The sequence below is a fragment of the Sulfurospirillum cavolei genome (genome assembly GCF_001548055.1).
Taxonomy (GTDB): Bacteria; Campylobacterota; Campylobacteria; order Campylobacterales; family Sulfurospirillaceae; genus Sulfurospirillum.
Genome location: NZ_AP014724.1, coordinates 1,103,501 through 1,127,116 on the forward strand (window position 1 = coordinate 1,103,501; position 23,616 = coordinate 1,127,116).

The following is a 23,616-nucleotide window of genomic DNA, read 5'->3' on the forward strand; positions in this document are numbered from 1 at the left end:
AATTCCTTTAGCTCTTATTCTTTAATGATGGTGCCGATACCGTCTTTGGTAAAAAGCTCTAATAAAATCGAGTGTTCGATGCGTCCGTCGATGATATGTGCACATTCGACGCCCGCACGAACGGTTTCCAAGCACGCATCAAGTTTGGGAATCATTCCTCCGCTGATCGTGCCGTCTTTTTTGAGTTCTTTGATTTTTGCTTTATCTAAAACGGAAATCAGATTGCCTTCTTTATCGAGAACACCCGGAGTATCGGTTAAGAAGATGATTTTTTTGGCTTTGAGCGCCACGGCGATCTTACTGGCGGCAAGATCGGCGTTAATGTTGTATCCGGGATGTTCGGGTGTATCGCCTGCGGCAATCGGTGCAATGACGGGAATAAATTTCTCTTCCATCAATTTTTTGATCACTTTTTTATTAATATGCGTAATATCGCCGACCAAACCGTAGCGTCCTTCGCTTAGAGGTTTTGCACGCATAAAATTGGCGTCTTTTCCCGTGATGCCGATGGCTTTTGCGCCGTTATGGTTCAAAAGCGTCGTAATCTCTTTATTGATGCTACCGCTTAAAACCATTTCGACGACTTCCATGACATGTTCGTCCGTGACGCGAAGGCCGTCGACGAAACTGCTTTGTACGTCGAGTTTATCCAAAAGCGCATTGATTTTTTTGCCGCCGCCGTGAACGATGATAGGTTTAATGCCGACAAGGTAAAGCAGCACCAAGTCTTTGGCAAATTTTTCTTTGAGTTCGGGGTTGATTTGCGCCGCACCGCCGTATTTGATCACGATGGTTTTTTTATTAAAAAGTTTAATATAAGGAAGCGCGTCCATTAAGATTTGTGCTTGATGAATTTTATGTTGCACGTTCGTATCCTTTGGGGACAATTTCAGAGGAATTATTTTAGCGTTTAGGAGCTAAAAGTGCGTTGATTTTTGTCAGCGTTTCGGGGAAGATGTCGATGTCGAGTTTTAAAATAGAAAGCGGCAGATCAAACGTTGCCATTTTAACGGCGTCTTTTTGCGTCGTGAGTATTGAAGTCGCCTGATGCTCGTGCATCAGCGTTTCAAGCTCTTTTTCCGTGTACATGTAATGATCGGGAAAGGCGACTTTGCCGATCACGTTATCGGGGAGATAAGCGTCTAAGCGGCTCGGTTTGGAAATGGCGGTGACCAGTAGCATTTTGCGCGTCGGCGCAATGACCTCGACGCGACGGAAAAAATCAACGCCTTCGGTAATAATCAGATCGGCTTTTTGGTATAAAAAGCGAGGTTCCCGATACGGACCGCTCGGAAGGCAAAATGCATTGATCGGCTCGGGATTGGGTTTCATTAAAATATCGATTTTAGCGATATGGCTTTTGGAAAAACCGTCGTCCAAAAAGATGAGTTTTGCCCCTTTTTTCTTGGCAAGGCGAATTGCATCGACGCGGTCTTCGCTGACGATGACGGTAGCTTCGGGCAAGGCTTTGGCGTACAACATCGCTTCATCGCCGCTTGCCATCGCATCGCACATCATTTGTCCGCGATCGCTGACGACCAGCATACCGTGCGATTTTCTTCCGTATCCTCGTAAAATGACGGCAACGTTGTCATACTGTTGCGCTAGCGTAATGCAAAAAGGTGTTTTTCCGTTGCCTCCGAGGGTTAAATTGCCGACACTGACAATCGGAATTCCAAAACTCAATCGTTTCTTTTTTCCTCGATAACGTTTAAAAAGGGTGATCGCACAATAAAGAAAGCTGATCGGCAAGAGAGCATACGAAAGAAGCTTGTGACTCAACGTATGAGGGTAAAAGAGATACTCTTCTACCCATAAAACGAATTTAGGGTTTTTAAACACGGTTTTTTGCAATTTCTTTAATCTGTTCGCACACGTGTAAAACCTCTTTATCGCTGAGGCTCGAATAAATCGGCAAAGAGAGAATTTGCTGATAGTTGCTGAGAGCTTTTGGAAAATCGTTAACCCGTAAGTTGTATTTGTGTTTGTAGTAGCTTAAAAGGTGTAGGGGAATAAAATGAAGTCCCGTGTAAATACCTTTATCTTTCAATTCGCGAGCAAAATTATCGCGATTCTTATCGATTTTAATGATGTATTGCGTGTAAACATGATCGCGTTTTTTGATCGGAGTGCTGACGTGCGGGCACGAAGCGAGTTCACGGTTGTAAATATCGGCGATTTCCATTCTTCGTTCGATAAAATCGTCGTTTTTTTCCAATTGTCCGATCGCAAAAGCGGCATTAAGCTCGTTGAGATCGTATTTGAGTCCGATATCGACGACGTCGTACACGTAACCGATGTTGCCGAATTTATCCCAGCCTTCGCTGACGATCGCATGGTTACGCAAAAGGCGTGCACGACGGCTTAACTCTTCGTCTTTGGTCGTCATAATGCCCGCACTGGAGACGGAGTAATTGGATTGTGGATTGAAGCGAAAAACGGTAATATCGGCTTCAAGTGAGCCTATTTTTTTCTTCTCGTACGTTGCACCGAGTGCCGCGGTTGCATCTTCGACGATTTTAATGTCGTAATGGCGCGCCAATTCGTAAATGCGATTCATATCGGCAGGTTGCCCCGCGATATGGCTGATAAACGCACCTTTGAGTTTTTTAGCTTTGTTGTTTTTAAGAACACTTTCGAGCTGATCGACGTCGATGTTAAAATCGTCTTTGTCGATATCGACAAAAATCGGCTCGGCGTCAAAATGACGTACGACTTCGGCTACGGAAGGAAAAGCGTTCACCGAACAGATGATTTTATCGCCGCGTTTGAGATCCAACGCGCACATCGCAAGATGCATTGCCGCCGTACCGTTTACGGTTGAAATCGCATCGCCGCAATCGATGTACTTGATAAATTCTTTCTCAAGCGTTTCGACTTTATTGGCTTTTTCCAAATCCAAGACTTCGTTGATTAAGGAACGCTCGCGTTGATCGATGTAAGGCTTGTAAAACGGTATTTCTTTCATAATAGTCCTTTATTTGACGCTATGTAAATCAGCGATAGTGGGAAGTTTACCTTTGAAACGATTGTTTTCGATACGATTCAGGGTCGTTTCGACCAGTTCACGTTCGAAACCGAGCGCAATGAGAGCATTTTTATCTTTCTTTTCTTCGATATGGGCAAAGAGGACTTTGTCGATTTGAGCGTAGGTAAACCCGAACTCGCCTTCGTCGCTTTGGTCTTCCCATAAATCGGCGGAAGGAGCTTTGTTTAAGATAGAATCGGGGACGCCTAAATGACGTGCCAGTTCAAAAATTTCCGTTTTGTAAAGGTTCCCGATGGGATTGATCGCGCATGCCAAATCGCCGAAAATCGTACCGTATCCTAATAGAATTTCGCTTTTATTGCCCGTACCTAAAACCAGTGCGTTTTCACGTGCGGAAATATCGTATAAAACAGACATACGCATACGCGCACTAAAATTTCCGATACGCAGTTTTGAAGCGTCGGGATGATGGCTGAAGTAGAGATCGACTAATGACCCTACGGGAATTTTTTCATAGCGAATGCCGAATTTTTCGCATAATTCGCTTGCATGTTCTATGCTAGCGTTACTGGAAGTTGAAGCCGGAAGCATCAGTCCCAAAAGATCGTTGTGAAACGCTTGACGTGCTAAAAGAGCCACCACGGCAGAGTCTACGCCGCCGCTAATGCCTAAAACGACTTTGGAAAATCCCGCTTTGGCGACTTCGTCTTTCAAAAATTGAACCAAGTAAGCTTCGATTTTTTCATATTTGTTCATACTACGACCTTTACAAAATGTGAGCAACGACTTTCTAAACGTTTTTGCGTAACTCTTTGTCTTTGCATGGCGGCTTAGACTGACATGTAACCTATCCGTGCACGCCTAAGTCGACTAATTATACACAAGATAAAATTAATGCATTCTTTTAAGCTTCAAAAGAAATCCAAGAAGAGTTATGTTACACTTTTTAAAATGGCTCTTTTAGTCTTAGAAGGATCGATGATGGAAATAATGCATCGCGCATGCGGCGCGTACGGAACGAACTGTTATATCGTCAAAATAAAGGATAAAGAACTGATTATCGATCCGGGTGTCGATGCGTTTGCTTGGGTGGAGCGTAACGTAAAGCATCCGGTCGCCATTTTAAATACGCACGGTCATTTCGATCATATTTGGAGTAACGCCGCATTGGTTAAGCGATTTGCCGTGCCTATTTATGCACCCAAAGACGATTGCTTTATGCTCGAAAACGATCCTTTTTTACAAGGAACGCCTTCATCGAAAGCCGACGTGGAAGTTGAGGGTAACCAAAGCTTTACGATAGAGGGTATCGACGTCACGTTTTTGCATTGTCCGGGACATACGCCCGGATGTAGTATGATTCGTATTGCCGATAAACTGTTTAGCGGGGATTTTATTTTTCGCCGATCGATCGGTAGGTACGATTTTCCTTACAGCGATGCTTCTCAAATGCGACGCAGTTTAGAGCAGTTTTTAACACTTCAAGACGATTGGGAAATCTTTCCCGGACACGGCGAGAAAACCAGCGTTAAAGAGGAACAGAAGAACATACCGTATTGGCTAGAGTATTTTTAAGCAAACTCTTTGGCGAGATTGGCTTGTAAATCGTCTAATTTCGTTTCTAAAATATGGTGTTCGAGTAAAACGGCTTGAAAAACGCCTTCAAACACTTTGATTTCGTTGATGATACCGACGACTTTGACTTCGCGTTTACGCGCTTCTTCAAACCGTCCTTTGGCTTCAAAGGAGATAATATCGCCGACGCGCGCAGGCGCAAAAAATTTCGAGCGGCATCCGATGACGACGAGATTGGCTTCGTTGATGGCGGCAACGGCGGCATACTCCGCCGCACCGAAAATAAAACCGTTATGCACCAATCCTAAATCGTCTACCGCCATTTCGTAGGTGGTTTGAAAGACGACTTTGGCATTATTTTTTGAAAGAGCACTTAATGAGCCAACGTAGGCATTTTTGATTTTTTGATGGGTTTTAAGTCCTTCGTGGAAGTCGATTACGTTTTCGTCGAGCATCGACTCATCGGCATTCTCTTCGGATACTGCCTCGTCGTATGCCGCCGTATTTTCGATCATCTCTTTGACGAGTCCTAACTTATTCTTGCCCATCTAGCATCCTTGCTCTAAAATTTATGAAAAACAAATCGGCGTTTTAGCGTTTTGCTTTAACGTAGACGCGTTTTGGAGCGGGATATCCCTCTATTGTGCGACTCGGGTCTTTCGGGTCTAAAAACTGTTCCAAACTCTCGCCGAAAATCCATTCGGTTTTACGTTGTTCGTTCGTATCGGTAACTTTGATTTCCAAGACTTCCGCGTCTTTAAATTTAGCGCGTTCCAGCCAATTGAAAAGGGCTTGAACCGTCGGAACGAAATAGACGTTGGGGATTTTAGAATAGGTTTGTGCGGGGCAAAGTGCAACGGGGCTCTCTCCGTCGATCATAAAGGTATCCAAGAAGAGTTCGCCTCCTTGATTTAAGCCTTGATAGAGTGCTTTGAGGGTTTGAATCGGATCGCTTCGGTGGTACAAAACTCCTAAACAAAAAAGCGTATCGAAACGGTGTTCGTACAGGGGAAGGTGTTCGACGCCGAGCATTTCGTAGACGATGTCGCTTTGAACAAAACGATTGATAAAGTCAAATTGGGTTTTGTACAAAGCGGAAGGGTCGAATCCGACCAATTTTTTAGGCTTTTGCATTAACATGCGAAAAAGGTAATAGCCGTTGTTACAACCGATATCGCCGACGATTTTATCCGACAAATCAAAATGAGGTTCTAAAAGGTTGTATTTGATAAAGCTTTGCCATTCGGTATCGATGAAGGTATCGAAAAGTCGAAACGGTCCTTTTCGCCACGGCATCAGTTTTTGAGCGCACTCGTGAACGAGGTTTCGTACTGTTGAAGAAACGGAAGCGTCATCGACGTGAATGCAGTCTTCAAGTGTTACATGTAGGTTTTCAAACTGCGGAAGCAAAGCAAGAGCTTCTCGCATCGGCTTAATATCTTTCCACTCAAGCCAAGCAAGGCGCTCTTGGCGAATCGCATCCAAAGAAGACATTATTCAAAAAGGCTTTTAGTTTTATCGACGCCTTTACCCACGCCGTCGGTGACGGTTTTATAATCCACGATATTTTCGTCGCACGTTTTGTGATAGACGCCCATCGAATCGTAGTATTCCTTGCAATCGTTATAGTATCTTCCCGATACGCCGCGATCGTTAAAATAGAGGCATCCTTGAAAAATAAAAAGAGGTAAAAGGATTAATATTGTTTTCATAGCGGGTATAATACCATTCGACGATTAATTTTTCAAGGGTCAGTATGCAAGCGATTTTAGAACATTTTAAAGCGATTAGCACGATTCCCCGTTGCAGTTACCATGCCGAAAAAATGAAGGATTTTATTAAGCATTTTGCTTCCGATTTAGGCTTTGGGGTGCGAGAAGACGCTTGCGGTAACGTTTTATGCGTCAAAGGAACGCCGCACGTTTGTTTGCAGGCGCATTACGATATGGTATGCATCGGCGATACCGATCCGATAGTGCTTTATCAAGAGGATTCTTGGCTCAAAGCGCGCGCATCGACGCTCGGTGCGGACAACGGTATGGGCATGGCGATCATGTTCTGGGCGATGGAGCGTCACGACGATTTGGAATGCCTTTTTACGAGCGACGAAGAGGTCGGACTTTTAGGTGCGATGGGATTTTCATTACCGTTACGATCGGATTATATTTTAAATTTAGATGCGGAAGAAGCGGGCGAAATTTACATCGGTTGCGCCGGAGGCGTTGACGTGCATGCAACGCTAGAGCTCACGTACGCGCCGTTGGAAAAAGAGGCATTGCTTTACGAAGTGCATGCATTTGATTTTTTAGGCGGTCATTCGGGCGTCGATATCGATAAACCGATCCCCTCGGCGATTAAAGCATTGGCGTACGAGTTATTGCATCACAAAGAGATTCGACTCGTTTCGATTGAGGGCGGAGAACGTTTAAATGCCATTCCTAAAAGTGCTACGGCAGTCGTTGCGTGTTCTCACCCTTTAGGCATCACCGATCCTCGCATACGGGTACGACGCCTTGAAGACGCACGTTTTACGCACGCACTCGTTCAAAGCGATCGTATCGTCAGTGCTTTGGGTGCTTTTGCTCAAGGCGTTCGCGCATGGGACAAAACCTTGGATATTCCCTCTTTGAGCATGAATTTAGGTATCGTGACGCAAAAGCAAAACGAACTTCACGTCGAAGTGTCGATTCGTGCGATGGATGATGAAAATTTAGCTATACTTGCAAACGAAACGACGGCGTTTTTTAAGGGTTTTAGCTTTACATGTAAGCTAGAAGGCGGACACGGAGCATGGAAGCCTTCCGTCGGTGCTTTTGCCGACGTTGTACGAGACGCCATGCAAACTTTTTACCCGCATGCCGTCTTTAAAGCCATTCATGCAGGGCTCGAATGCGGTGAACTCGTCGCGCGCCAATCGAAAAAAATTGAAGCGGTCTCCATCGGACCTACGATTCGCTATCCCCATGCGGTACGCGAAGAGTGCGATTTGGATTCGGTAGAACGCATTGCACAGGTCGTTCAAAAAATTATTTCATTTTATAAGGATTAACTCATGGCACTGATTCAATCGGCTCCTATTGCTTTAGGTACGCCGCTTAAACATTTTAGTCTTGAAGATCCCGACGGAAACGGGTTGAGTAGCAAAACGCTCTTCGGTAAAGGCGGTTTTTTGCTGGCGGTGATGTGTAATCATTGCCCTTATGCCAACGCGGTGTGGAAACGTCTGGTCGCCGTAGCGGAGTTTGCGAAAAAATTGGATATTTCGACCGTTGCGATTAACCCGAACATTCATCCCAATTATCCGGAAGATTCGCCGGCGCATATGCGCGATAAAATTGCCGAAATGGGCATTTTCTTCCCGTATTTGATTGATGAAAAACAAGAAGTCGCTCAGAGTTTGGGCGCGACATGTACACCCGATATCTTTTTATTCGATGCGGAGCAAAAGCTCTATTATCACGGGCGTATCGACGATAATTGGCGCGATGAATCCGCCGTAAAAGAAGAAGAGCTCCGCGAAGCGATTATGTTGCTTTTTAGCAAACAAGAAGCCCCCAAAGTCCAACACCCCTCCATGGGATGTTCGATCAAATGGATCGATACGGTCACGGGTTAAACGGCTTTAAACCCGTCTTTACTTTTACAATAAGGCTGCAAAAGGCAGGTATCGCAAAGCGGCTTGATCGCTTTGCAATGGTATCTGCCGAACAATACCATCGCTTGATGGAGCGTATCCAAATCGTTCTTAAAAAGTTTCGTTAACTCTTCTTCGGTTTTAACGGCTGTTTTAGCATTTGAAAGCCCCAATCGGTGAGCGACGCGAAAAACGTGCGTATCGACCGCCATCAAATTCGCTTTGGCGTACTCGATCATAACGACGTGAGCCGTTTTTTGTCCGACTCCCGCGAGTGTGATCAGTTGCGTTTCGTCAAGCGGAATTTCTCCGCCGTATGTTTGAACGACGGTTTGCGCCATCTTGACGAGGTTTTGTGCTTTGTTGTTAAAGAACGAACACGAACGAATCAGGGCTTTGACGTTTTCAAGATCGGCGGAAGCTAAGGCTTGGACGTCCGGGTAGTGTTTAAAAAGCTCGGGAGTAATGATGTTGACGCGTTTGTCGGTGCATTGTGCGGAGAGCATAACGCATACCAAAAGCTCGTACAACGAGTGATAGCGTAATTCCGTAACGGCTTGCGCATAATGCTCTAAAAAAAAGGCTTTAATGGCTTGAACTTCTTTGGCGGCGGCTTTTTTCATAATTGACTAAACCTTGATTCTTTTTGGAAAAATTATACCGCTAATCCTTGAAATTAACACTTTATTTAAGAAATCGTAATATCATTTTAGATAGAATTCCACAATAACTTTCTTAAAGGACTTGAGTGAAAAAAATTATTCTAAGTAGTATTGCCGCGGCAGTACTTGGCGTGAGTTTAAATGCGACGGTTTTTGCAACCGTTAACGGCGAAGACGTAACGGATCAAGATATTGCGGTATTAATGCGCGCAATGCAAGGTGCAAAGTTTGAGACACTCCCCGAAGATGCCAAACAAAAAATCGTCGAGCAAGCGATTGAACGTAAATTGTTAACCGCCGAAGCGATGAAAAGCGGCGTCGAAAAAGACAAAGATTATGCCGAAGCACTCAAACGCATTAAGAGCGATCTCGCCCTTGAAGTTTGGATGAAAAAAATCTTTGACGGCGTCAAAGTAAGCCCTCAAGAAGTCAAAGACTATTACGATAAAAATGCCGATAAATTTATGCAACCGGCAACCGTAAAAGCACGACATGTCCTCGTTAAAACGGAAGAAGAAGCTAAAGACGTCATCAAACAACTCGACGGCCTTTCCGGTCAAAAACTTGCCGATAAATTCATTGAACTTGCAACGACCAAATCAACGGGTCCTAGTGGTCAAGGCGGCGGCGATCTCGGTTGGTTTGCGGCAAATCAAATGGTAAAACCTTTTGCGGATGCAGCATTTGCGCTTAAAAAAGGCGAAATTACAAAAGTTCCCGTTCAAACACAATTCGGATACCACGTTATTTTAGTCGAAGATACGAAAGCGGCTGAAAAAGCAACGTTTGAAACGGTTAAAGCTAACATCGAAAACGGTTTGAAAATGGAAAAATTCCGTGTTCAAGTTTCCGAAAAAGCTAAAAAATTACGCCAAAACGCTAAAGTAACGACGAAATAGTCAAATGACACGCCTTACGCTTTGCCGTTAAGGCGTGAAAACAAGATAAATGCAGTTTTTTCTGCCTCGCACGAGGCAAGCTTTAGTCAAAGCGAAGCGTAGCTTTTCGGGCTTTGCCGTTAAGGCGTTAAAATGATAAAGCGTTAAAGTGAGGCAGTTTTTTCTGCCTCGCACGAGGCAAGCTTTAGTCAAAGCGAAGCGTAGCTTTTCGGGCTTTGCCCGGAAGGCGTGTAAAAATTAAAAACAAAGGCGTTTTATGGTGAATGCAAAAATTTTTGATTTTGTAAAACCGGGTGTCGTGACGGGTGAAGACGTGCAAAAAGTGTTTGCAATCGCAAAAGCGAATGCCTATGCTATTCCTGCGGTTAACGTCGTGGGAACCGATTCGATCAATGCCGTTTTAGAAGCGGCAAAAGCGGCTCATTCGCCGGTGATTATTCAATTTTCTAACGGCGGTGCCGAGTTTTATGCGGGAAAAGGTGTGAGCGGTCTCCAAGCCGGCGTGTTGGGTGCGATTAGCGGAGCGTTACATGTGCATACCGTAGCCGAAGCATACGGGGTTGCGGTTATTTTGCATACCGATCATGCCGCACGCAAACTATTACCGTGGATCGACGAGCTTTTAAAGGCAAGTGAAGCACATTTTGCACAAACGGGTAAACCGCTTTTTAGTTCTCACATGTTAGACCTTTCGGAAGAACCTTTAGAACAAAACGTCAAAACGTGTGCGGAGTATTTGGCGCGTATGAGTAAAATCGGTATGACGCTTGAACTCGAACTGGGTTGCACGGGCGGCGAAGAAGACGGCGTCGACAATACGGGACTTGATAACTCGGCACTTTACACGCAACCGCAAGACGTGGCGTATGCGTATGAAACCTTAATGAAAATCAGCCCTTATTTTACGGTTGCCGCATCGTTTGGAAACGTTCACGGCGTTTACAAGCCCGGAAACGTTCATTTAACGCCGAAAATTTTGGATAATTCTCAAAAATACATCGAAACCAAATTTGCAACGATGGCAAAACCCGTTAATTTCGTTTTTCACGGCGGTAGCGGTAGCGAGCTTACGGATATTCGCGAAGCGGTCGGTTACGGCGTGATCAAAATGAACATCGACACCGATACGCAATGGGCTTTTTGGGAAGGCGTTAAAGGGTATGCCGAAAAATACGCTCCGTATCTTCAAGGCCAAATCGGCAATCCTGAAGGCGACGATAAACCCAATAAAAAATACTACGATCCGCGCAAATGGTTGAGAGCGGGCGAAGAAGCTCTTAAAGCTCGATTGCTTCAAGCTTTTGACGCACTTAATTGTATGAATCGTCTTTAAAATACAAGGCCTCGAAAGAGGTCTTGACCTTTGTCGATGGTCTCTTTTCAACCCTCTTTATTTGAAGAAAAATTTTTTCAAAACCGCCGCATCTATTTTAAACGCGACGACCTTTTAGACGTCGATTTTTCCGGCAACAAAGCGCGTAAATTTTACGCTTTTTTAGTGCGGGATTTTCCGCATATTCGACGTGTCGTCAGCTCCGGTTCCAATCAATCCAATGCGATGTATTCGCTCTCCGTTTTGGCAAAAAAAAGAGGATGGGAATTTATTTACGTTTGCGACCATATTCCGTCATTTCTCAAACAAAATCCCATCGGCAATTACGCTAAAGCCCTTGAAAACGGTATGCGTATTTTCGAGTCGTCCTCGCGCGAAACCGCACTAGAGGCTTTCTTGGATTCGCATACCTTACATGTCAAGGAGGGCGGAAGGCAAAAAGAGGCGGAAGAGGGCGTGGCACTTTTGGCACAAGAATTGGTGTGCGACGTCGCGCGCGAACATATCGAGAATCCCTACCTTTTTTTACCTTCAGGTACGGGAACGACGGCACTTTTTTTGCAAAAACACTTGCCTTTCAAGGTTTATACCTGTGCTACGGTAGGCGATAGCGCGTATTTGAGGCGCCAATGGGAATCCATTGAGACAAACGTACATGTCTATCCGACGATTTTGGAAACGCATCGAAAATACCGTTACGGCAAACTTTACCGCGAGCTTTTCGAGGTTTGGAAAAACGTACAGGCGGAAACGGGTGTCACGTTTGATTTGGTGTACGACCCTTTGGGCTGGAAAGTTCTGATAGAGCATCTTTTGATGCTGAAAGGAACGCCGATTTATTTGCACCAAGGCGGGCTTTTGGGCAATACGTCGATGCTTCAACGCTACGCGCGCAAAGCAATTATGTTATAATAGAGCTCTTATAAGCCGTTTTCAAAAGCATAGTGCACCAACATTTATTGTGACGTGCCGTTGCGATGCTTAGGGCTGATTGAACACAGTTGATTGATGAATTTTAACGAGGAAAAAACGATGCTACTTTTAAAAACCGAGCAGAAAGACTTTCAAACGCATTTTGATGCACTTTTACGCCGCGGACATATGGATATGGAAAACGTTTCAAAAATCGTCGGAGGTATTTTGAACGAAATCAAAGCCGAAGGAAACGATGCACTCAAGCGACATATCGAGAAGTTCGACCGATGGCATGTTGAAAACGACGCGGCTTTATGCGTAACGCCTGAGACGATGAAGGCGGCGTACGATACGTTGGATGCACCCCTCAAACAAGCACTGGAGCTTGCGTATCGACGCATTTATACCTATCATGAGAAATTAATGCCTAAATCATGGCTTGATTTTGAAGACAACGGAACGGTGCTCGGGCAAAAGGTCACGCCGATGGATCGTGCGGGACTTTATATTCCCGGCGGTAAAGCGGCATATCCGAGCAGTTTACTGATGAACGCCATTCCCGCAATCGTCGCAGGCGTCAAAGAGATCGTTGTTTGTACGCCGGCTCCCGATAACGAGCTTAATCCTTTATTATTGGCGGCGATGCACGTGTGTCGTATCGAAAAAGCGTACAAAGTCGGTGGAGCAAGTGCCATCGGCGCGATGGCGTACGGCACGCAAAGTATTCCGAAAGTCGACGTGATTACGGGACCTGGCAATATTTTTGTCGCAACGGCTAAGAAAATGGTATTCGGCGAGGTCAATATCGATATGATCGCAGGTCCAAGCGAAATCGGCGTTTTAGCCGATGAGAGCGCAAATGCGAACCATTTGGCGATCGATTTGCTCTCACAAGCCGAACACGATGAAATGGCAAGTTCTATTTTGATTACGCCTTCGTCCGAGATTGCGGAAAAAACGCGCAAAGAGATTGACACGTGGCTTCCAACCTTGCAACGAAAAGCGATTGCGGAGGTGTCGATTCAAGAGCGAGGCGCGATTATTCTCACGCGCGATATGGACGAAGCGGTGGCTTTAATGAATCAAATCGCGCCGGAACATCTGGAAATCGTCACGTCTCACCCGTTTGATCTTTTGCCGAAAATTCGTCACGCGGGTGCCATTTTTATGGGAGCGTATACGCCAGAACCGATCGGAGATTATATCGCAGGTCCTAATCATACGCTTCCTACAGGAGGAACCGCAAAATTTTATTCGCCTTTGAGCGTCGATCACTTTTTGAAACGCTCTTCGATCATTAGTATGAGCAAACAAGGCATCGACGAGATCGGCGAAGCATGTGCACTGCTTGCTAAGACCGAAGGACTTGGAGCACACGAAGCGAGCGTTAAGGTTCGATTAAAAGCATGAAGTTTATTGTTTTAGGCGCGGGCGGAGTCGGAAGTTATTTTGCCGCAAAGCTCTTGCGAGCGGGTCATGAAGTTTTATTGGTGGCGCGCGGCGCACATTTGGAAGCGTTGCGTACGGAAGGTTTGCACCTATTTCACCCCGATTTGACGTGTTCGATGCCCGTTCACGCCGTGGACATGGAGGCGTTATTCTCTATCGACGTGCTTGAGTACGATGCGATTTTACTTGCGACAAAGTCGATGGCGACGCGGGAAGTTGCGATTTTTTTGGCAAAACGCTTACGTGGAAACGTGAAAATTCCTTATATCGTTTCATTGCAAAACGGTGTCGAAAATGAAGCGATTTTATGCGATTACTTCGCGGAAGAGTACGTTATCGGCGCGTTGACGCGCAAAATAGGCGCACATGTAATCGCCCCGGGACGCATCGAAGCGGTCGGTGAGGCCGAAACGATCGTGGGTACGTTGTTCTCGACGACGGAAAATGAGTTATTCTTGGAAACACTTGCACAATCGTTTAACGAAGCGGGTATCCCGACGCATACGACGTACGATATTCGTCAAGAGTTATGGAAAAAGCTGATCATTAACAACGGAGTAAATGCGTTGTGTGCTCTTTTGGAAGTTAAAACGGGCGTTTTGTTCGACGATACCAAACTCTCTGCCTTGGTCTACGGCTTAATGCAGGAGACGGCACGTGCAGCACGAAGCTTACATGTCAAGATTTCTCAAGAAGACGTCGATGCGATGTTTGAACTGATTTCGCATTTCGACTCGATCAAACCTTCGATGTTGGTCGATTGGGAACATCATCGTGCGTTGGAAATCGATGAGATTTGCGGTATCGTGATTCGCGCCCTTCATCAAATCGGTGAGGACGCGGCGTATACGAAAACGATTGCGACGCTTTTAGAATTTAAGACGGAGAAACGAAACCATGACAGAGATTAAAATCGGAATTTTAACCGTATCGGATCGCGCCAGCGCCGGTGTTTACGAAGACCTCTCAGGGCAGGCGATTATCGCTACCCTCAATGAGTATTTAAGTTCTCCGTGGAAAAGTGCGTATCGCGTTATTCCCGACGAACAAGCGTTGATCGAAGCGTCGTTGAAGCAGATGGCAGACGAAGAGGGATGCTGTTTGATCGTAACGACCGGAGGTACGGGACCGGCACTTAGAGACGTAACGCCCGAAGCAACCGAAGCGGTATGTGAAAAAATGATGCCCGGTTTTGGAGAATTGATGCGTCAAGTCAGCCTTAAATACGTACCGACGGCAATTTTATCGCGTCAAACGGCGGGAATTCGAGGAAAAAGCCTTATTATCAATCTTCCCGGTAAACCCAAATCGATTCGAGAGTGTTTGGATGCGGTTTTTCCGGCCGTACCTTATTGCATCGATCTTTTAGAAGGACCGTTTTTGACATGTCATGAGGAAATCATCAAACCGTTTCGCCCTAAAGCGTAAATGTTAAGTAAGGGCAAGACGCCCTTGCTACTTTTAGGTATGCGAAGAGTTCTTGCCGAACTCTTGACACGTCTTTAAAGCAAAGCTCTAAAGACTGCGTTAACGCTGCGTTTTCTTTGGCGCAAAGCCCACGCACCTTTAGTGCTTCTTCTTGCAAAATACGTTTTGCAAGAAGTCTATTGTTCGAGTTGTTTAAGATAGCCGTATTCGCCCATCAGCGTCCAAGGACGTACTTTAGCCAAATAAGCGCGTTGCGACTCTAAAATTTCTTTAAAAACCGGATCTTTTGCCGCTTGTTCGTCTTCAATCTCGCGTGCCGCTTTTTTCAAAGCCGCCATTACGTCCGCCGGAAATTGTTGTACTTTGACGTTAGGATACTCTTTCGCAATATTGGCCCATGCTTCGGCATTGGCATGGGTTGCTTGATCCATAAGTTGGGAACCGACCGATTTGATAGCCGATTCTAAGATAGCACGTAAGTCGGCGGGGAGGGCGTCGATTTTCTTTTTATTGGCAAGGAGTTGAATCTCGCTTGCCGGTTCTTGCCAACCGGTATAATAGTAATTTGCCAATTTATGAAAGCCCATCGCAAAGTCAAAAACGGGACTAATCCACTCTACCGCATCGATCGTGTTGCGCTCTAAAGACGTGTAAAGTTCGCCCGGAGGCGTATTAACGGCATTGACGCCGAGTTTTGCCATAACTTCGCCGCCTTGTCCGGGAATTCTAAACTTGAGACCTTTGAGGTCGTCTAGGGATTTAATCTCTTTTTTAAACCAGCCGCCCATTTGCATGCCGGTTGAACCCATAGGATAGGAAATCAGTCCGTGTTCACCGTAAACTTTTGCCGCTAACTCTTTACCGCCGCCGTAGTTGTACCATGCGTATTGTTCGCTTAAAAGCATTCCAAACGGTACGGTCGTAAAGAAAACCAATTTATAATCTTTCCCTTTGTAGTAGTACGAAGCGGTATACGCAAGGTCGTATTGTCCCTCTTTGACCATATCCATAACGCCAAAAGGGGCTTTGTGCTTATTGGGGGAATCGACTTTAATTTTCAAGCGGCCGTTAGACATTTTCTCAACGGTTTGCGCTAGCGTGAGCGGTGCCGGACCTAAAAAAGGAACTTGCTCCGCCCACGTGCTTGCCAATGTTAGCGTGTAGGTTTTTTCGGGTGTTGAGCTTGTTTTGACCTCTTTACTTTTGTCCTCTTTTGTATTTTCGCCGCATCCGCTGAAGAGCATGAGCGATGCGGTAAGAAGCGTGAATAGTTTTAAGCGCATGGTGTTTTTCCTTATACCGATTTAAAGGCTTAAAGAGCGGAGTTCACTCTCTATTTTTGCCATTTTATTTTGGGCGTCTTCCAATCCTTTTTGATTTTCGGCAATGACCTCTTGAGGAGCATTGGCGACGAATCGCTCGTTGGAAAGCATACCGCTTAGTTTTGCGATCTCTTTTTCGAGTTTGATTTTTTGATGGTTAAGACGCTCGATGATAGGGGTTAAATCAACGCCCGTAAGGGGGATGAAAACCTCGACGTGATCGCTAACGTCGGTAACGGCATTGGCGATTTTCGTTTCCGTAAAGTCGATATGCTCAACTTTAGCCAACAAACAGATGTATTTCATCGCTTCTTGAAGGGTTGAATGATCGGTTACTTTAAGATAAGCATGTTCGATTTTCTTATTGGCAAGATCGATATTTGCTTTGGCGCGACGAATCGCAACAATCGCTTCGATAACGATTTCAAACGTTTCTTCGATTTTCTCGTTGCGTTTTAAATCGTGCGGATAGCGTTTAATCATAATCGATTCGTTTGCTTCCAAGGTCGTGTCGGAAAGTTCTTGGTAAAGAAATTCGGAGATAAACGGCATAAAAGGGTGCAAGAGTTTCATCGCTTCTTTAAAAATAGCACCGAGTTCTAAGATTGCCGGTTTATCCGCTTTGCTGAGCTCAATACCCCAATCGCAAAATTCGCCCCATAAAAAGCGGTACAAAGTCGTTGCCGCATCGTTAAAACGATAATCGCTAAAATAGCCGCGTACCTCTTCGGTTGCCGCACTTAAACGGCTTTTCATATAAGCACCCAAAGCCGTTCGAATCTCAATATTTTCGAGGTCTTCAAAGGAGGAGGCGTTCATCAGCAAGAAACGAGACGCGTTGTAGAGTTTGTTGGTAAAATTACGCATCTGTTCCAATTTTTCCGTACTGAGTTTTATATCGCGCCCTTGAACCGCCAAAATGGCAAGCGTAAAACGTAGCGTGTCCGCGCTAAAGGCTTCGATACTGTCGAGCGGGTCGATAACGTTGCCTTTACTTTTGCTCATTTTTTGCCCGTGTTCGTCTTTTACCAATGCATGCAAATAGACGTCTTTAAACGGAAGCTCTTGGAACGTATGTTCGCCTGAAAACATCATACGCGCAACCCAAAAGAAGAGAATATCAAATCCCGTAATTAAAAGGCTGTTAGGGTAAAAATCGCTTAAATCGCTTTGCGACCATTTTTCTTCTTTGAAAACATCGCCGTTTCCCCAGCCTAACGTTGAAAAAGGCCAAAGCCCCGAGCTGAACCACGTATCTAAAACGTCGGGGTCTTGATGGATTTGGGTACTCTTACATGTAGGACATTCATGCTCGCTTTCATTTTCACTTGCCCATTCGTGTCCGCAGGCATCGCAGTAGAAAACGGGAATTTGATGTCCCCACCAAAGCTGTCTTGAAATACACCAATCGCGTAACTCTTTCATCCACGCATTGTACGAATTGATCCAGTGGCTCGGGTAAAATTCCGTTAAGTGGCGGTTGACTTTTTCGATCGCACCTTGCGCAATCTCTTTTTTAACAAACCATTGTTTAGAGATGTACGGTTCAACGACGTTTTTACAACGGTAACAGTGACCGACTTGGTTTTCGTAATCTTCGATTTTCTCGACAAAGCCTTCTTCTTGCAGCTTCGCGACGACATGTTCGCGTGCATTTAAGCGTTCCATGCCTTGAAATGCGCCGCAATAATCGTTGAGCATACCCGCTTCGTCGAAAATCGTGATAAATTCCAATCCATGGCGTTTTCCGACTTCATAGTCGTTAACGTCATGGGCCGGCGTAACTTTCACGCATCCGGTACCAAAGCTCATATCGACGTGTTCGTCGGCGATAATACTGATTTCTCTTCCGATGAGCGGTAAAACGACTTTTCGCCCGACAAGGTGTTTGTAACGTTCGTCTTCCGGATGAACCATGACCGCCGTGTCTCCGAAATAGGTCTCAGGACGCGTCGTAGCGACGATGAGGTATTCGTGTGAATTTTGAAGAAAATATTTGAGATGGTACAGTTTGCCTTTGTGCGTTTCGTACTCGACTTCGATATCGCTGAGTGCGCCGTCGTGCGTACACCAGTTGACCATATAATTGCCGCGGACGATCAGCCCCTCTTCGTACCATTTGACAAATGCTTTTCGAACGGCTTTTTTAAGCCCGTCGTCCATCGTAAAGCGTTCCCTGCTCCACGCCGGAGAGGCTCCGAGCTTTCGCATTTGATGAAAGATTTGACCGCCGCTGTAGGCTTTCCATTCCCACACTTTTTCTAAAAATTTTTCGCGCCCGAGTTCTTCTTTTTTGATACCTTGCGCTAAAAGTTGTTTTTCGACGACGTTTTGCGTCGCAATGCCCGCGTGGTCCATACCCGGTTGCCAAAGAGTTTTGTAACCGTCCATACGTTTATAACGTGTGATAACGTCTTGGAGCGTGAATGTTAAAGCATGCCCGATGTGCAAGCTTCCCGTGACGTTGGGAGGCGGCATCATGATCGAGAAGTTTTTGCCTTTTTCTTGAATGGCTTTGTTGCCTTCTATTTCAAAGTAGCCTCTGCTCTCCCAAATTTTATAATAACGTTCTTCAATCTCTTTGGGGTTATAGACGGTGCTTTTTTCACTCATGGGGTTCGTTACCTTGCTTTTTTTGGTTGGATTATACAAAAAGAGCGGTAAGACTTGGTTTAAGCAAGGAACGTAGCGGTGTTTTTGCCGGCGGCTTTAGAGATGTAAAGGGCTTGATCGGCACGTTGAAGCATCGTGTTGAACGTATCTTCGTCTTTATAAGCGGTATAGCCGATACTGAGGTTGATTTGGAGCTCTTGGGCTTCGTTATTGCGCGAGACCGGAATCGTTTTGTGGTTGAACTCCTCTAAAATGCGATTGACGACCGTCGAAGCCGCATTTTTATCGTTGTCGACGATACACAAAACAAACTCGTCGCCTCCGAAACGTCCGATCGTATCGCACGAACGCAGTAAACGCTTAAGCGTATGCGCCGTTGTTTTGATCGCTTCATCGCCGATGAGGTGACCGTAGGTATCGTTAATCGGTTTAAAATCGTCGATGTCCAAAATAATCAGAAAAAGTGCTTGTGCCGAGCGTTTGATCTTTTGGATCTCTTGATGGACGACGGTAACGAACATCAAGCGATTATACAAGCCCGTCAATCCGTCGAAGTGGGAGAGGTTTTCCACTTCGACGTACGATTTGTTCAAAAAATATGCCAAGAGCGTGACCAAGCTCGAGATGATGACGGTAAAGACGAATGCATAAATGAGCGTATGATAAACGATGGTTTGTTGCATGCTCAACCAATCGGAAATGTAGGTCTCGTTGACAAAAGAGAGGGCTAAGTAGTGTTCAACATGTTGTTGATGGAGCAATAAAACGGGTACGGTACTCATAAAAAGGTTGATGATAAATGTCATCGCGCCTAAAAGAAGCGGTCTTTTAAGCATGGTTTTCGGTAGGTGTTTCATTCGTACGCACGCCCCTTTACGTCGATACGAGATAGTAGCATAAAATGCGTAAAAGCATTCTGTTTTTTTGAAAATTGAAACGTAAAAGAGTCGGGTTACGACTCTTTATACTCATACAAACCCGAACTTAAATAACGCTCGCCCGTATCGCATAAAATCGTGACGATCGTTTTGCCTTTATTTTCCGGACGTGCGGCTATTTGCGAAGCGACGTAGACGTTTGCTCCGGCGGAAATGCCTACTAACAATCCTTCGCGCTTCGCAAGGTTTCGCGAAGTCTCGATAGCATTATCGTAACTGACTTTAACGACCTCTTGGTACAACTTCGTATCCAAAACGGCGGGAACAAATCCAGCACCGATACCTTGAATTTTGTGCGGTCCTGGATTTTCGCCGGAAAGTACGGGAGAAGTGTCCGGTTCGACGGCGATAATTTGAATATCGGGATTTAACTCTTTGAGGCGTTTTCCCGTTCCCGTAAGCGTACCGCCCGTTCCTACGGCGGCAATGAGAATATCGACTTTACCGTCGGTATCTCTCCAAATTTCTTCCGCGGTGGTGGCATAATGTGCGGCCGGATTGGCTTCGTTGGCAAATTGTTGCGGTACGAAAGCGTTTGGAATCTCTTTGGAAAGTTCCGTCGCTTTTTCCACCGCGCCGCGCATACCGAGCGTTGGTTCTGTCAGTACGAGTTCCGCGCCTAAAGCCGCTAAGAGTTTACGTCGCTCTAAGCTCATGGAACTTGGCATCGTCAGCATCAGTTTGAGTCCGAGGCTTGCGCACACGGTTGCCAAACCGATACCGGTATTGCCGCTGGTAGGCTCGATAATAACGCTATTGCGGTCGATAAGACCTTTATCGAGTGCCGTTTTAATCATATTGAAGCCGATGCGGTCTTTGACCGAATGCGAAGGGTTTAAAAATTCGCATTTGCCTAAAACGAGGGCCTCGGAGGCGTTAGAAGCCGTATTGAGCTTCACCAAAGGCGTATTGCCGATGAGTTCGGTGACGTTTTGTGCGTACATGTGAATTCCTTTCTTAAATAGAATAGTTGAGTTGAGCGTTGAAACGCTCGATGTAAATCGAAAAATCGGATAACGGAATCGTGAAAATCTCTTGAATTTTAGCATTGCTTTCTTCATAAAAGAGTTGCAATACGGGATCTTTGATTTCGCTATCGACCACCGTGATTTTTCCTTCTAACGCGATTAAAATATCTTTGATCAAAATATCTTGCGCGTTTTTAGCCAATAAATAGCCTCCATAGGCTCCTCGGACGCTCGTAACTAAACCGGCTTGACGTAATAAGATTAACAGTTGTTCCAAATAGTTCTGCGGGATATGCGCCCGATGCGAAATCTCTTTGATTTGCATCGGCTTTTCGCTTTTGGCTAAAAAGAGTTGGTACATCGCATTGAGCCCGTACATTCCTTTGGTTGAGAGTAATGACATGTAAGCTCCTTATCCTAATGCAATTTTCAAGTCTTCGATTAAGTCGTCGACGTTTTCAAGTCCGATGCTTAGACGAATTAAACCTTCTTTAACGCCCGCTTTATCCAACTCCTCTTTTGAAAGTTGTTGGTGTGTCGTACTAGCCGGATGCGTGATGATCGACTTGGAATCGCCGATGTTGACGACGACGCTAAAGAGTTTGGTCGTGTTGAGAATGTGTTTGGCAAACTCCAATCCTTCGACTTCAAAACTCAGCAAACCCGATGTTTGTGCGTTTTTAAAATACCGTTGGGCTCTTACATGTAAAGGATCGCTTTGCAATCCCGGATACGAAACGTTTTTGACTTTGGGATGCGCTTTTAAAAATGCCGCGACTTTGTGTGCATTGGAAGAGTGCTCTTTCATGCGTAACGCCAAGGTCTCTAATCCTTGAATCAACAACCAAGCGTTATACGGCGCTAACGTTGCTCCGATATCGCGAATGAGCGACAAGCGAATCCTGAGTGAAAAGATCGGGAAAGGCAAGGTCGCATACACTAAGCCGTGATAGCTCTCGTCGGGTTCGTTAAAATGCGCATAACGCGGATTGCCGATCAGCTTGGCATTTAAGCCTTTGGCTTCAACGATTAAACCGCCGATAGCACTGCCTTGTCCGTTAATGTACTTGCTCGCGCTGTGAACGCTAACGTCGATGCCGTTTAAGAGCGGTTGAAATAAAATCGGTGTCGCGACGGTATTGTCGCAGATGCTCACAACGGCGTATTTTTGAGCGATTGAGACGATTTTTTCGATATTCGGGACGGCGATTTGCGGATTGGAAAGCGATTCAAAAAAGATCGCTTTGGTCCTATCGTCGATTAACGCTTCCAAATCATCGGCATGATCACTTTCAAAGACTTTTGCGTGAATGCCGAAGCGTTTAAGCGTATGGGTGAGAAGCGTCGTCGCTCCGCCATAAATTTTTTTGGCCACGATGATATTGTCGCCGGCTTCGGCTAAATTGGCGATAGCGTAAAAAATGGCGGCTTGTCCGCTGGCGGTCGCGATAGCCGCTTCACCGCTTTCCAAAGCTGCAATACGTGCTTCCAATACGTCGGTAGTCGGATTGTTAAGCCTTGTATAAATAGGTCCGAGTTCTCTCAGGGCGAAACGATCGGCGGCCGTTTCGGCAGAACCGAAATCGTACGCCGTCGTTTGATAGACGGGAACCGACATCGTACCGAACGCTTGTTTATCGTAACCGTAGTGAAGAGCAAGTGTTTCTTGATGCATGTTCAATCCTTTTTGAGTTTTGCTGATGACAGTATAGACAAATTTTTAACTATTGTCAAGTATCTTTATAAAAAAACTAGAGATTTAATTTTTCTTCTCGACCGAAAGAGAAAACATGCGTCTTTGTGTCGGATACATTAATAGAAAAAGATGCAAAAGATTCTCAAAGAGGAGGGCAGGGCATGAATGAAAACAGGTTACATGTCAGGAAAGATTTGAGCCGTAATAATACGCAACGATTATTTTTAAGCAACGAACTAACGGGATATTTTATACAGATTATTATACATATTATTTTATGTAAATAGCTATTTATAGGCTTTTGTTGCACTGTAAATTAATGGCGAAAGAATGGGGTAAACTAACGCTGTGTTAGTCGAAACGTTGCCAAAAAGCTTGTATGGCAGAAGCCCTTTTTCAGAAGAGAAAAGCTATAATCGAAGAGAACGTTTAACGATTTGAGGAAGCAGCGATGTTATATGAAGACGAAGACGATTTTTTAGTAGGCTCCGCAAAAAGTAAATTTTTCGATATTGTTTTTCACGCCAACAAGACCTTGGTCGAGCAAAAGCTTTTAGAAACGATCGATCGTTTCAGTGCTATGGAGCTTTTATTGGAAAAGATGTTAGGCGAAGAAGAGGCGTACCGTGCGATTAAAAACGTGCTTGTCGAAGAACCCGATGCGATTTTAAATCGCAATAACGACTTTTTTATCGCCGCCGTTGGGGAAATATTAACTCAAAATGAGTAAAATAGCCTTTTTGTTTGGTGTCGTCGCGCTGGTTATTTCCATCGCCGATGCCGAAATTTACAAGTACGAGCATCGCTTTATTTTGAAAAAAGACGAGCAGGGGTTGGTGTTTATCAATCATAAAGAGGTCACGAAAAAGCCGACGGCCGACAACCCGAACAATGAATATTTGCTTCGGCTCCGTTGGACGCTTTTTACCAACGATATGTTGACGCTTTTAGTCAACTATCGAGGCTATCCGACGCAATATATTTTAGAAAAAAAGTATCCGTTGCAAAACATCGTCGTTCCTTTATTGCCTGTCGGGGTGAATCCGATAACGTCTCAAACGTATGCTAGAATACAATTTTACGATTTCAATCAAACCGGAAAAACGGCGTATATCGATGTTTCGATTGCCGATGAAGCCAATAGAATAGAAGTAGAGTTTAAACCGAAAAAAACAGAGTAGGGTAGGAAAAGCGT

At 45.2% G+C, this 23,616-nt stretch carries 25 protein-coding genes; 11 read left to right on the forward strand and 14 right to left on the reverse strand.

Translation table 11 applies throughout. The annotated features are described in order from the left end of the window. Positions 1–14 precede the first annotated feature (14 nt). The 4 genes from argB to UCH003_RS05585 are packed head-to-tail and all read right to left on the reverse strand — an operon-like array spanning position 15 to position 3,745. Positions 15–866, reverse strand: coding sequence for an acetylglutamate kinase (argB, locus tag UCH003_RS05570; RefSeq protein WP_039672651.1), 852 nt, complete (start codon positions 864–866; stop codon positions 15–17). 37 nt (positions 867–903) lie between these two features. Beyond that, on the reverse strand, positions 904–1,854 hold the full coding sequence (locus tag UCH003_RS05575) for a tetraacyldisaccharide 4'-kinase (RefSeq protein ID WP_231964815.1): 951 nt from the start codon (positions 1,852–1,854) through the stop codon (positions 904–906). Then, positions 1,835–2,968, reverse strand: a complete 1,134-nt coding sequence (locus UCH003_RS05580) for a DegT/DnrJ/EryC1/StrS family aminotransferase (protein WP_039672648.1) — start codon at positions 2,966–2,968, stop codon at positions 1,835–1,837. Before UCH003_RS05580 ends, UCH003_RS05575 begins: the two co-directional genes overlap by 20 nt. A 9-nt stretch (positions 2,969–2,977) precedes the next feature. After that, entirely contained in the window at positions 2,978–3,745 is a 768-nt protein-coding gene (locus UCH003_RS05585) for an NAD+ synthase (RefSeq protein WP_060825751.1), read from the reverse strand. A 225-nt stretch (positions 3,746–3,970) separates the two neighbouring features. Between UCH003_RS05585 and UCH003_RS05590 the strand changes: the two genes are divergently transcribed. Continuing rightward, complete coding sequence (locus UCH003_RS05590; RefSeq protein ID WP_060825752.1) at positions 3,971–4,564, forward strand: MBL fold metallo-hydrolase; 594 nt, start codon at positions 3,971–3,973, stop codon at positions 4,562–4,564. On the opposite strand, the gene UCH003_RS05595 is transcribed toward UCH003_RS05590, so the two are convergent. Genes UCH003_RS05595 through UCH003_RS05605 form a run of 3 tightly spaced genes read right to left on the reverse strand, consistent with a single transcriptional unit; the run spans position 4,561 to position 6,276 of the window. Beyond that, the gene (locus UCH003_RS05595; RefSeq protein ID WP_060825753.1) at positions 4,561–5,112 is read right to left on the reverse strand and encodes a hotdog domain-containing protein; all 552 of its coding nucleotides are present in this window, start codon (positions 5,110–5,112) and stop codon (positions 4,561–4,563) included. The genes UCH003_RS05590 and UCH003_RS05595 overlap by 4 nt on opposite strands. A 43-nt stretch (positions 5,113–5,155) precedes the next feature. Next, a complete protein-coding gene (gene cmoB, locus UCH003_RS05600; protein WP_060825754.1) occupies positions 5,156–6,058 on the reverse strand; it encodes a tRNA 5-methoxyuridine(34)/uridine 5-oxyacetic acid(34) synthase CmoB in 903 nt (300 codons plus the stop codon). Next, positions 6,058–6,276, reverse strand: coding sequence for a hypothetical protein (locus UCH003_RS05605; RefSeq protein ID WP_039672637.1), 219 nt, complete (start codon positions 6,274–6,276; stop codon positions 6,058–6,060). Before UCH003_RS05605 ends, cmoB begins: the two co-directional genes overlap by 1 nt. Before the next feature lie 44 nt (positions 6,277–6,320). Between UCH003_RS05605 and UCH003_RS05610 the strand changes: the two genes are divergently transcribed. Beyond that, entirely contained in the window at positions 6,321–7,613 is a 1,293-nt protein-coding gene (locus UCH003_RS05610) for a M20/M25/M40 family metallo-hydrolase (RefSeq protein ID WP_060825755.1), read from the forward strand. A 3-nt stretch (positions 7,614–7,616) separates the two neighbouring features. Next, complete coding sequence (locus tag UCH003_RS05615; RefSeq protein WP_060825756.1) at positions 7,617–8,180, forward strand: thioredoxin family protein; 564 nt, start codon at positions 7,617–7,619, stop codon at positions 8,178–8,180. On the opposite strand, the gene nth is transcribed toward UCH003_RS05615, so the two are convergent. Next, positions 8,177–8,821, reverse strand: coding sequence for an endonuclease III (nth, locus tag UCH003_RS05620; RefSeq protein WP_060825757.1), 645 nt, complete (start codon positions 8,819–8,821; stop codon positions 8,177–8,179). The genes UCH003_RS05615 and nth overlap by 4 nt on opposite strands. Positions 8,822–8,946: 125 nt before the next feature. Here nth and UCH003_RS05625 point away from each other — a divergent pair, with 125 nt between their 5' ends. The 6 genes from UCH003_RS05625 (at position 8,947) to mog (ending at position 14,884) form a co-directional block, all read left to right on the forward strand. Beyond that, positions 8,947–9,759 (forward strand): peptidylprolyl isomerase, encoded by an 813-nt coding sequence (locus tag UCH003_RS05625; RefSeq protein WP_039672628.1) that lies wholly within the window; start codon positions 8,947–8,949, stop codon positions 9,757–9,759. A gap of 256 nt (positions 9,760–10,015) precedes the next feature. Next, on the forward strand, positions 10,016–11,092 hold the full coding sequence (gene fbaA, locus UCH003_RS05630; protein ID WP_144440983.1) for a class II fructose-bisphosphate aldolase: 1,077 nt from the start codon (positions 10,016–10,018) through the stop codon (positions 11,090–11,092). Positions 11,093–11,128: 36 nt separating this feature from the next. After that, entirely contained in the window at positions 11,129–12,004 is an 876-nt protein-coding gene (locus UCH003_RS05635) for a 1-aminocyclopropane-1-carboxylate deaminase (protein WP_060825758.1), read from the forward strand. A gap of 120 nt (positions 12,005–12,124) precedes the next feature. Continuing rightward, positions 12,125–13,417, forward strand: a complete 1,293-nt coding sequence (gene hisD, locus UCH003_RS05640) for a histidinol dehydrogenase (RefSeq protein ID WP_060826945.1) — start codon at positions 12,125–12,127, stop codon at positions 13,415–13,417. Next, a complete protein-coding gene (locus UCH003_RS05645) occupies positions 13,414–14,367 on the forward strand; it encodes a ketopantoate reductase family protein (protein WP_060825759.1) in 954 nt (317 codons plus the stop codon). Before hisD ends, UCH003_RS05645 begins: the two co-directional genes overlap by 4 nt. Beyond that, a complete protein-coding gene (mog, locus tag UCH003_RS05650; RefSeq protein ID WP_039672624.1) occupies positions 14,354–14,884 on the forward strand; it encodes a molybdopterin adenylyltransferase in 531 nt (176 codons plus the stop codon). Before UCH003_RS05645 ends, mog begins: the two co-directional genes overlap by 14 nt. 176 nt (positions 14,885–15,060) lie before the next feature. Here the strand turns inward: mog and UCH003_RS05655 are convergent, their stop codons facing one another. The 6 genes from UCH003_RS05655 to UCH003_RS05680 form a co-directional block, all read right to left on the reverse strand. Then, complete coding sequence (locus UCH003_RS05655) at positions 15,061–16,167, reverse strand: TRAP transporter substrate-binding protein (protein WP_231964816.1); 1,107 nt, start codon at positions 16,165–16,167, stop codon at positions 15,061–15,063. A gap of 21 nt (positions 16,168–16,188) precedes the next feature. Further along, the gene (locus UCH003_RS05660) at positions 16,189–18,819 is read right to left on the reverse strand and encodes a valine--tRNA ligase (RefSeq protein WP_060825760.1); all 2,631 of its coding nucleotides are present in this window, start codon (positions 18,817–18,819) and stop codon (positions 16,189–16,191) included. A 59-nt stretch (positions 18,820–18,878) separates the two neighbouring features. Continuing rightward, positions 18,879–19,676 (reverse strand): GGDEF domain-containing protein, encoded by a 798-nt coding sequence (locus UCH003_RS05665; protein WP_060825761.1) that lies wholly within the window; start codon positions 19,674–19,676, stop codon positions 18,879–18,881. Positions 19,677–19,771: 95 nt separating this feature from the next. After that, positions 19,772–20,701, reverse strand: a complete 930-nt coding sequence (cysK, locus tag UCH003_RS05670) for a cysteine synthase A (protein WP_039672617.1) — start codon at positions 20,699–20,701, stop codon at positions 19,772–19,774. Positions 20,702–20,714: 13 nt separating this feature from the next. Continuing rightward, on the reverse strand, positions 20,715–21,128 hold the full coding sequence (locus UCH003_RS05675) for an Rrf2 family transcriptional regulator (RefSeq protein ID WP_039672615.1): 414 nt from the start codon (positions 21,126–21,128) through the stop codon (positions 20,715–20,717). A 9-nt stretch (positions 21,129–21,137) separates the two neighbouring features. Next, the gene (locus UCH003_RS05680) at positions 21,138–22,400 is read right to left on the reverse strand and encodes an O-acetylhomoserine aminocarboxypropyltransferase/cysteine synthase family protein (protein WP_060825762.1); all 1,263 of its coding nucleotides are present in this window, start codon (positions 22,398–22,400) and stop codon (positions 21,138–21,140) included. A 472-nt stretch (positions 22,401–22,872) separates the two neighbouring features. Here UCH003_RS05680 and UCH003_RS05685 point away from each other — a divergent pair, with 472 nt between their 5' ends. Together UCH003_RS05685 and UCH003_RS05690 are read left to right on the forward strand one after the other, a co-directional pair. After that, a complete protein-coding gene (locus UCH003_RS05685; protein WP_060825763.1) occupies positions 22,873–23,151 on the forward strand; it encodes a DUF2018 family protein in 279 nt (92 codons plus the stop codon). After that, a complete protein-coding gene (locus tag UCH003_RS05690; RefSeq protein WP_039672607.1) occupies positions 23,144–23,602 on the forward strand; it encodes a hypothetical protein in 459 nt (152 codons plus the stop codon). Before UCH003_RS05685 ends, UCH003_RS05690 begins: the two co-directional genes overlap by 8 nt. Positions 23,603–23,616 lie beyond the last annotated feature (14 nt).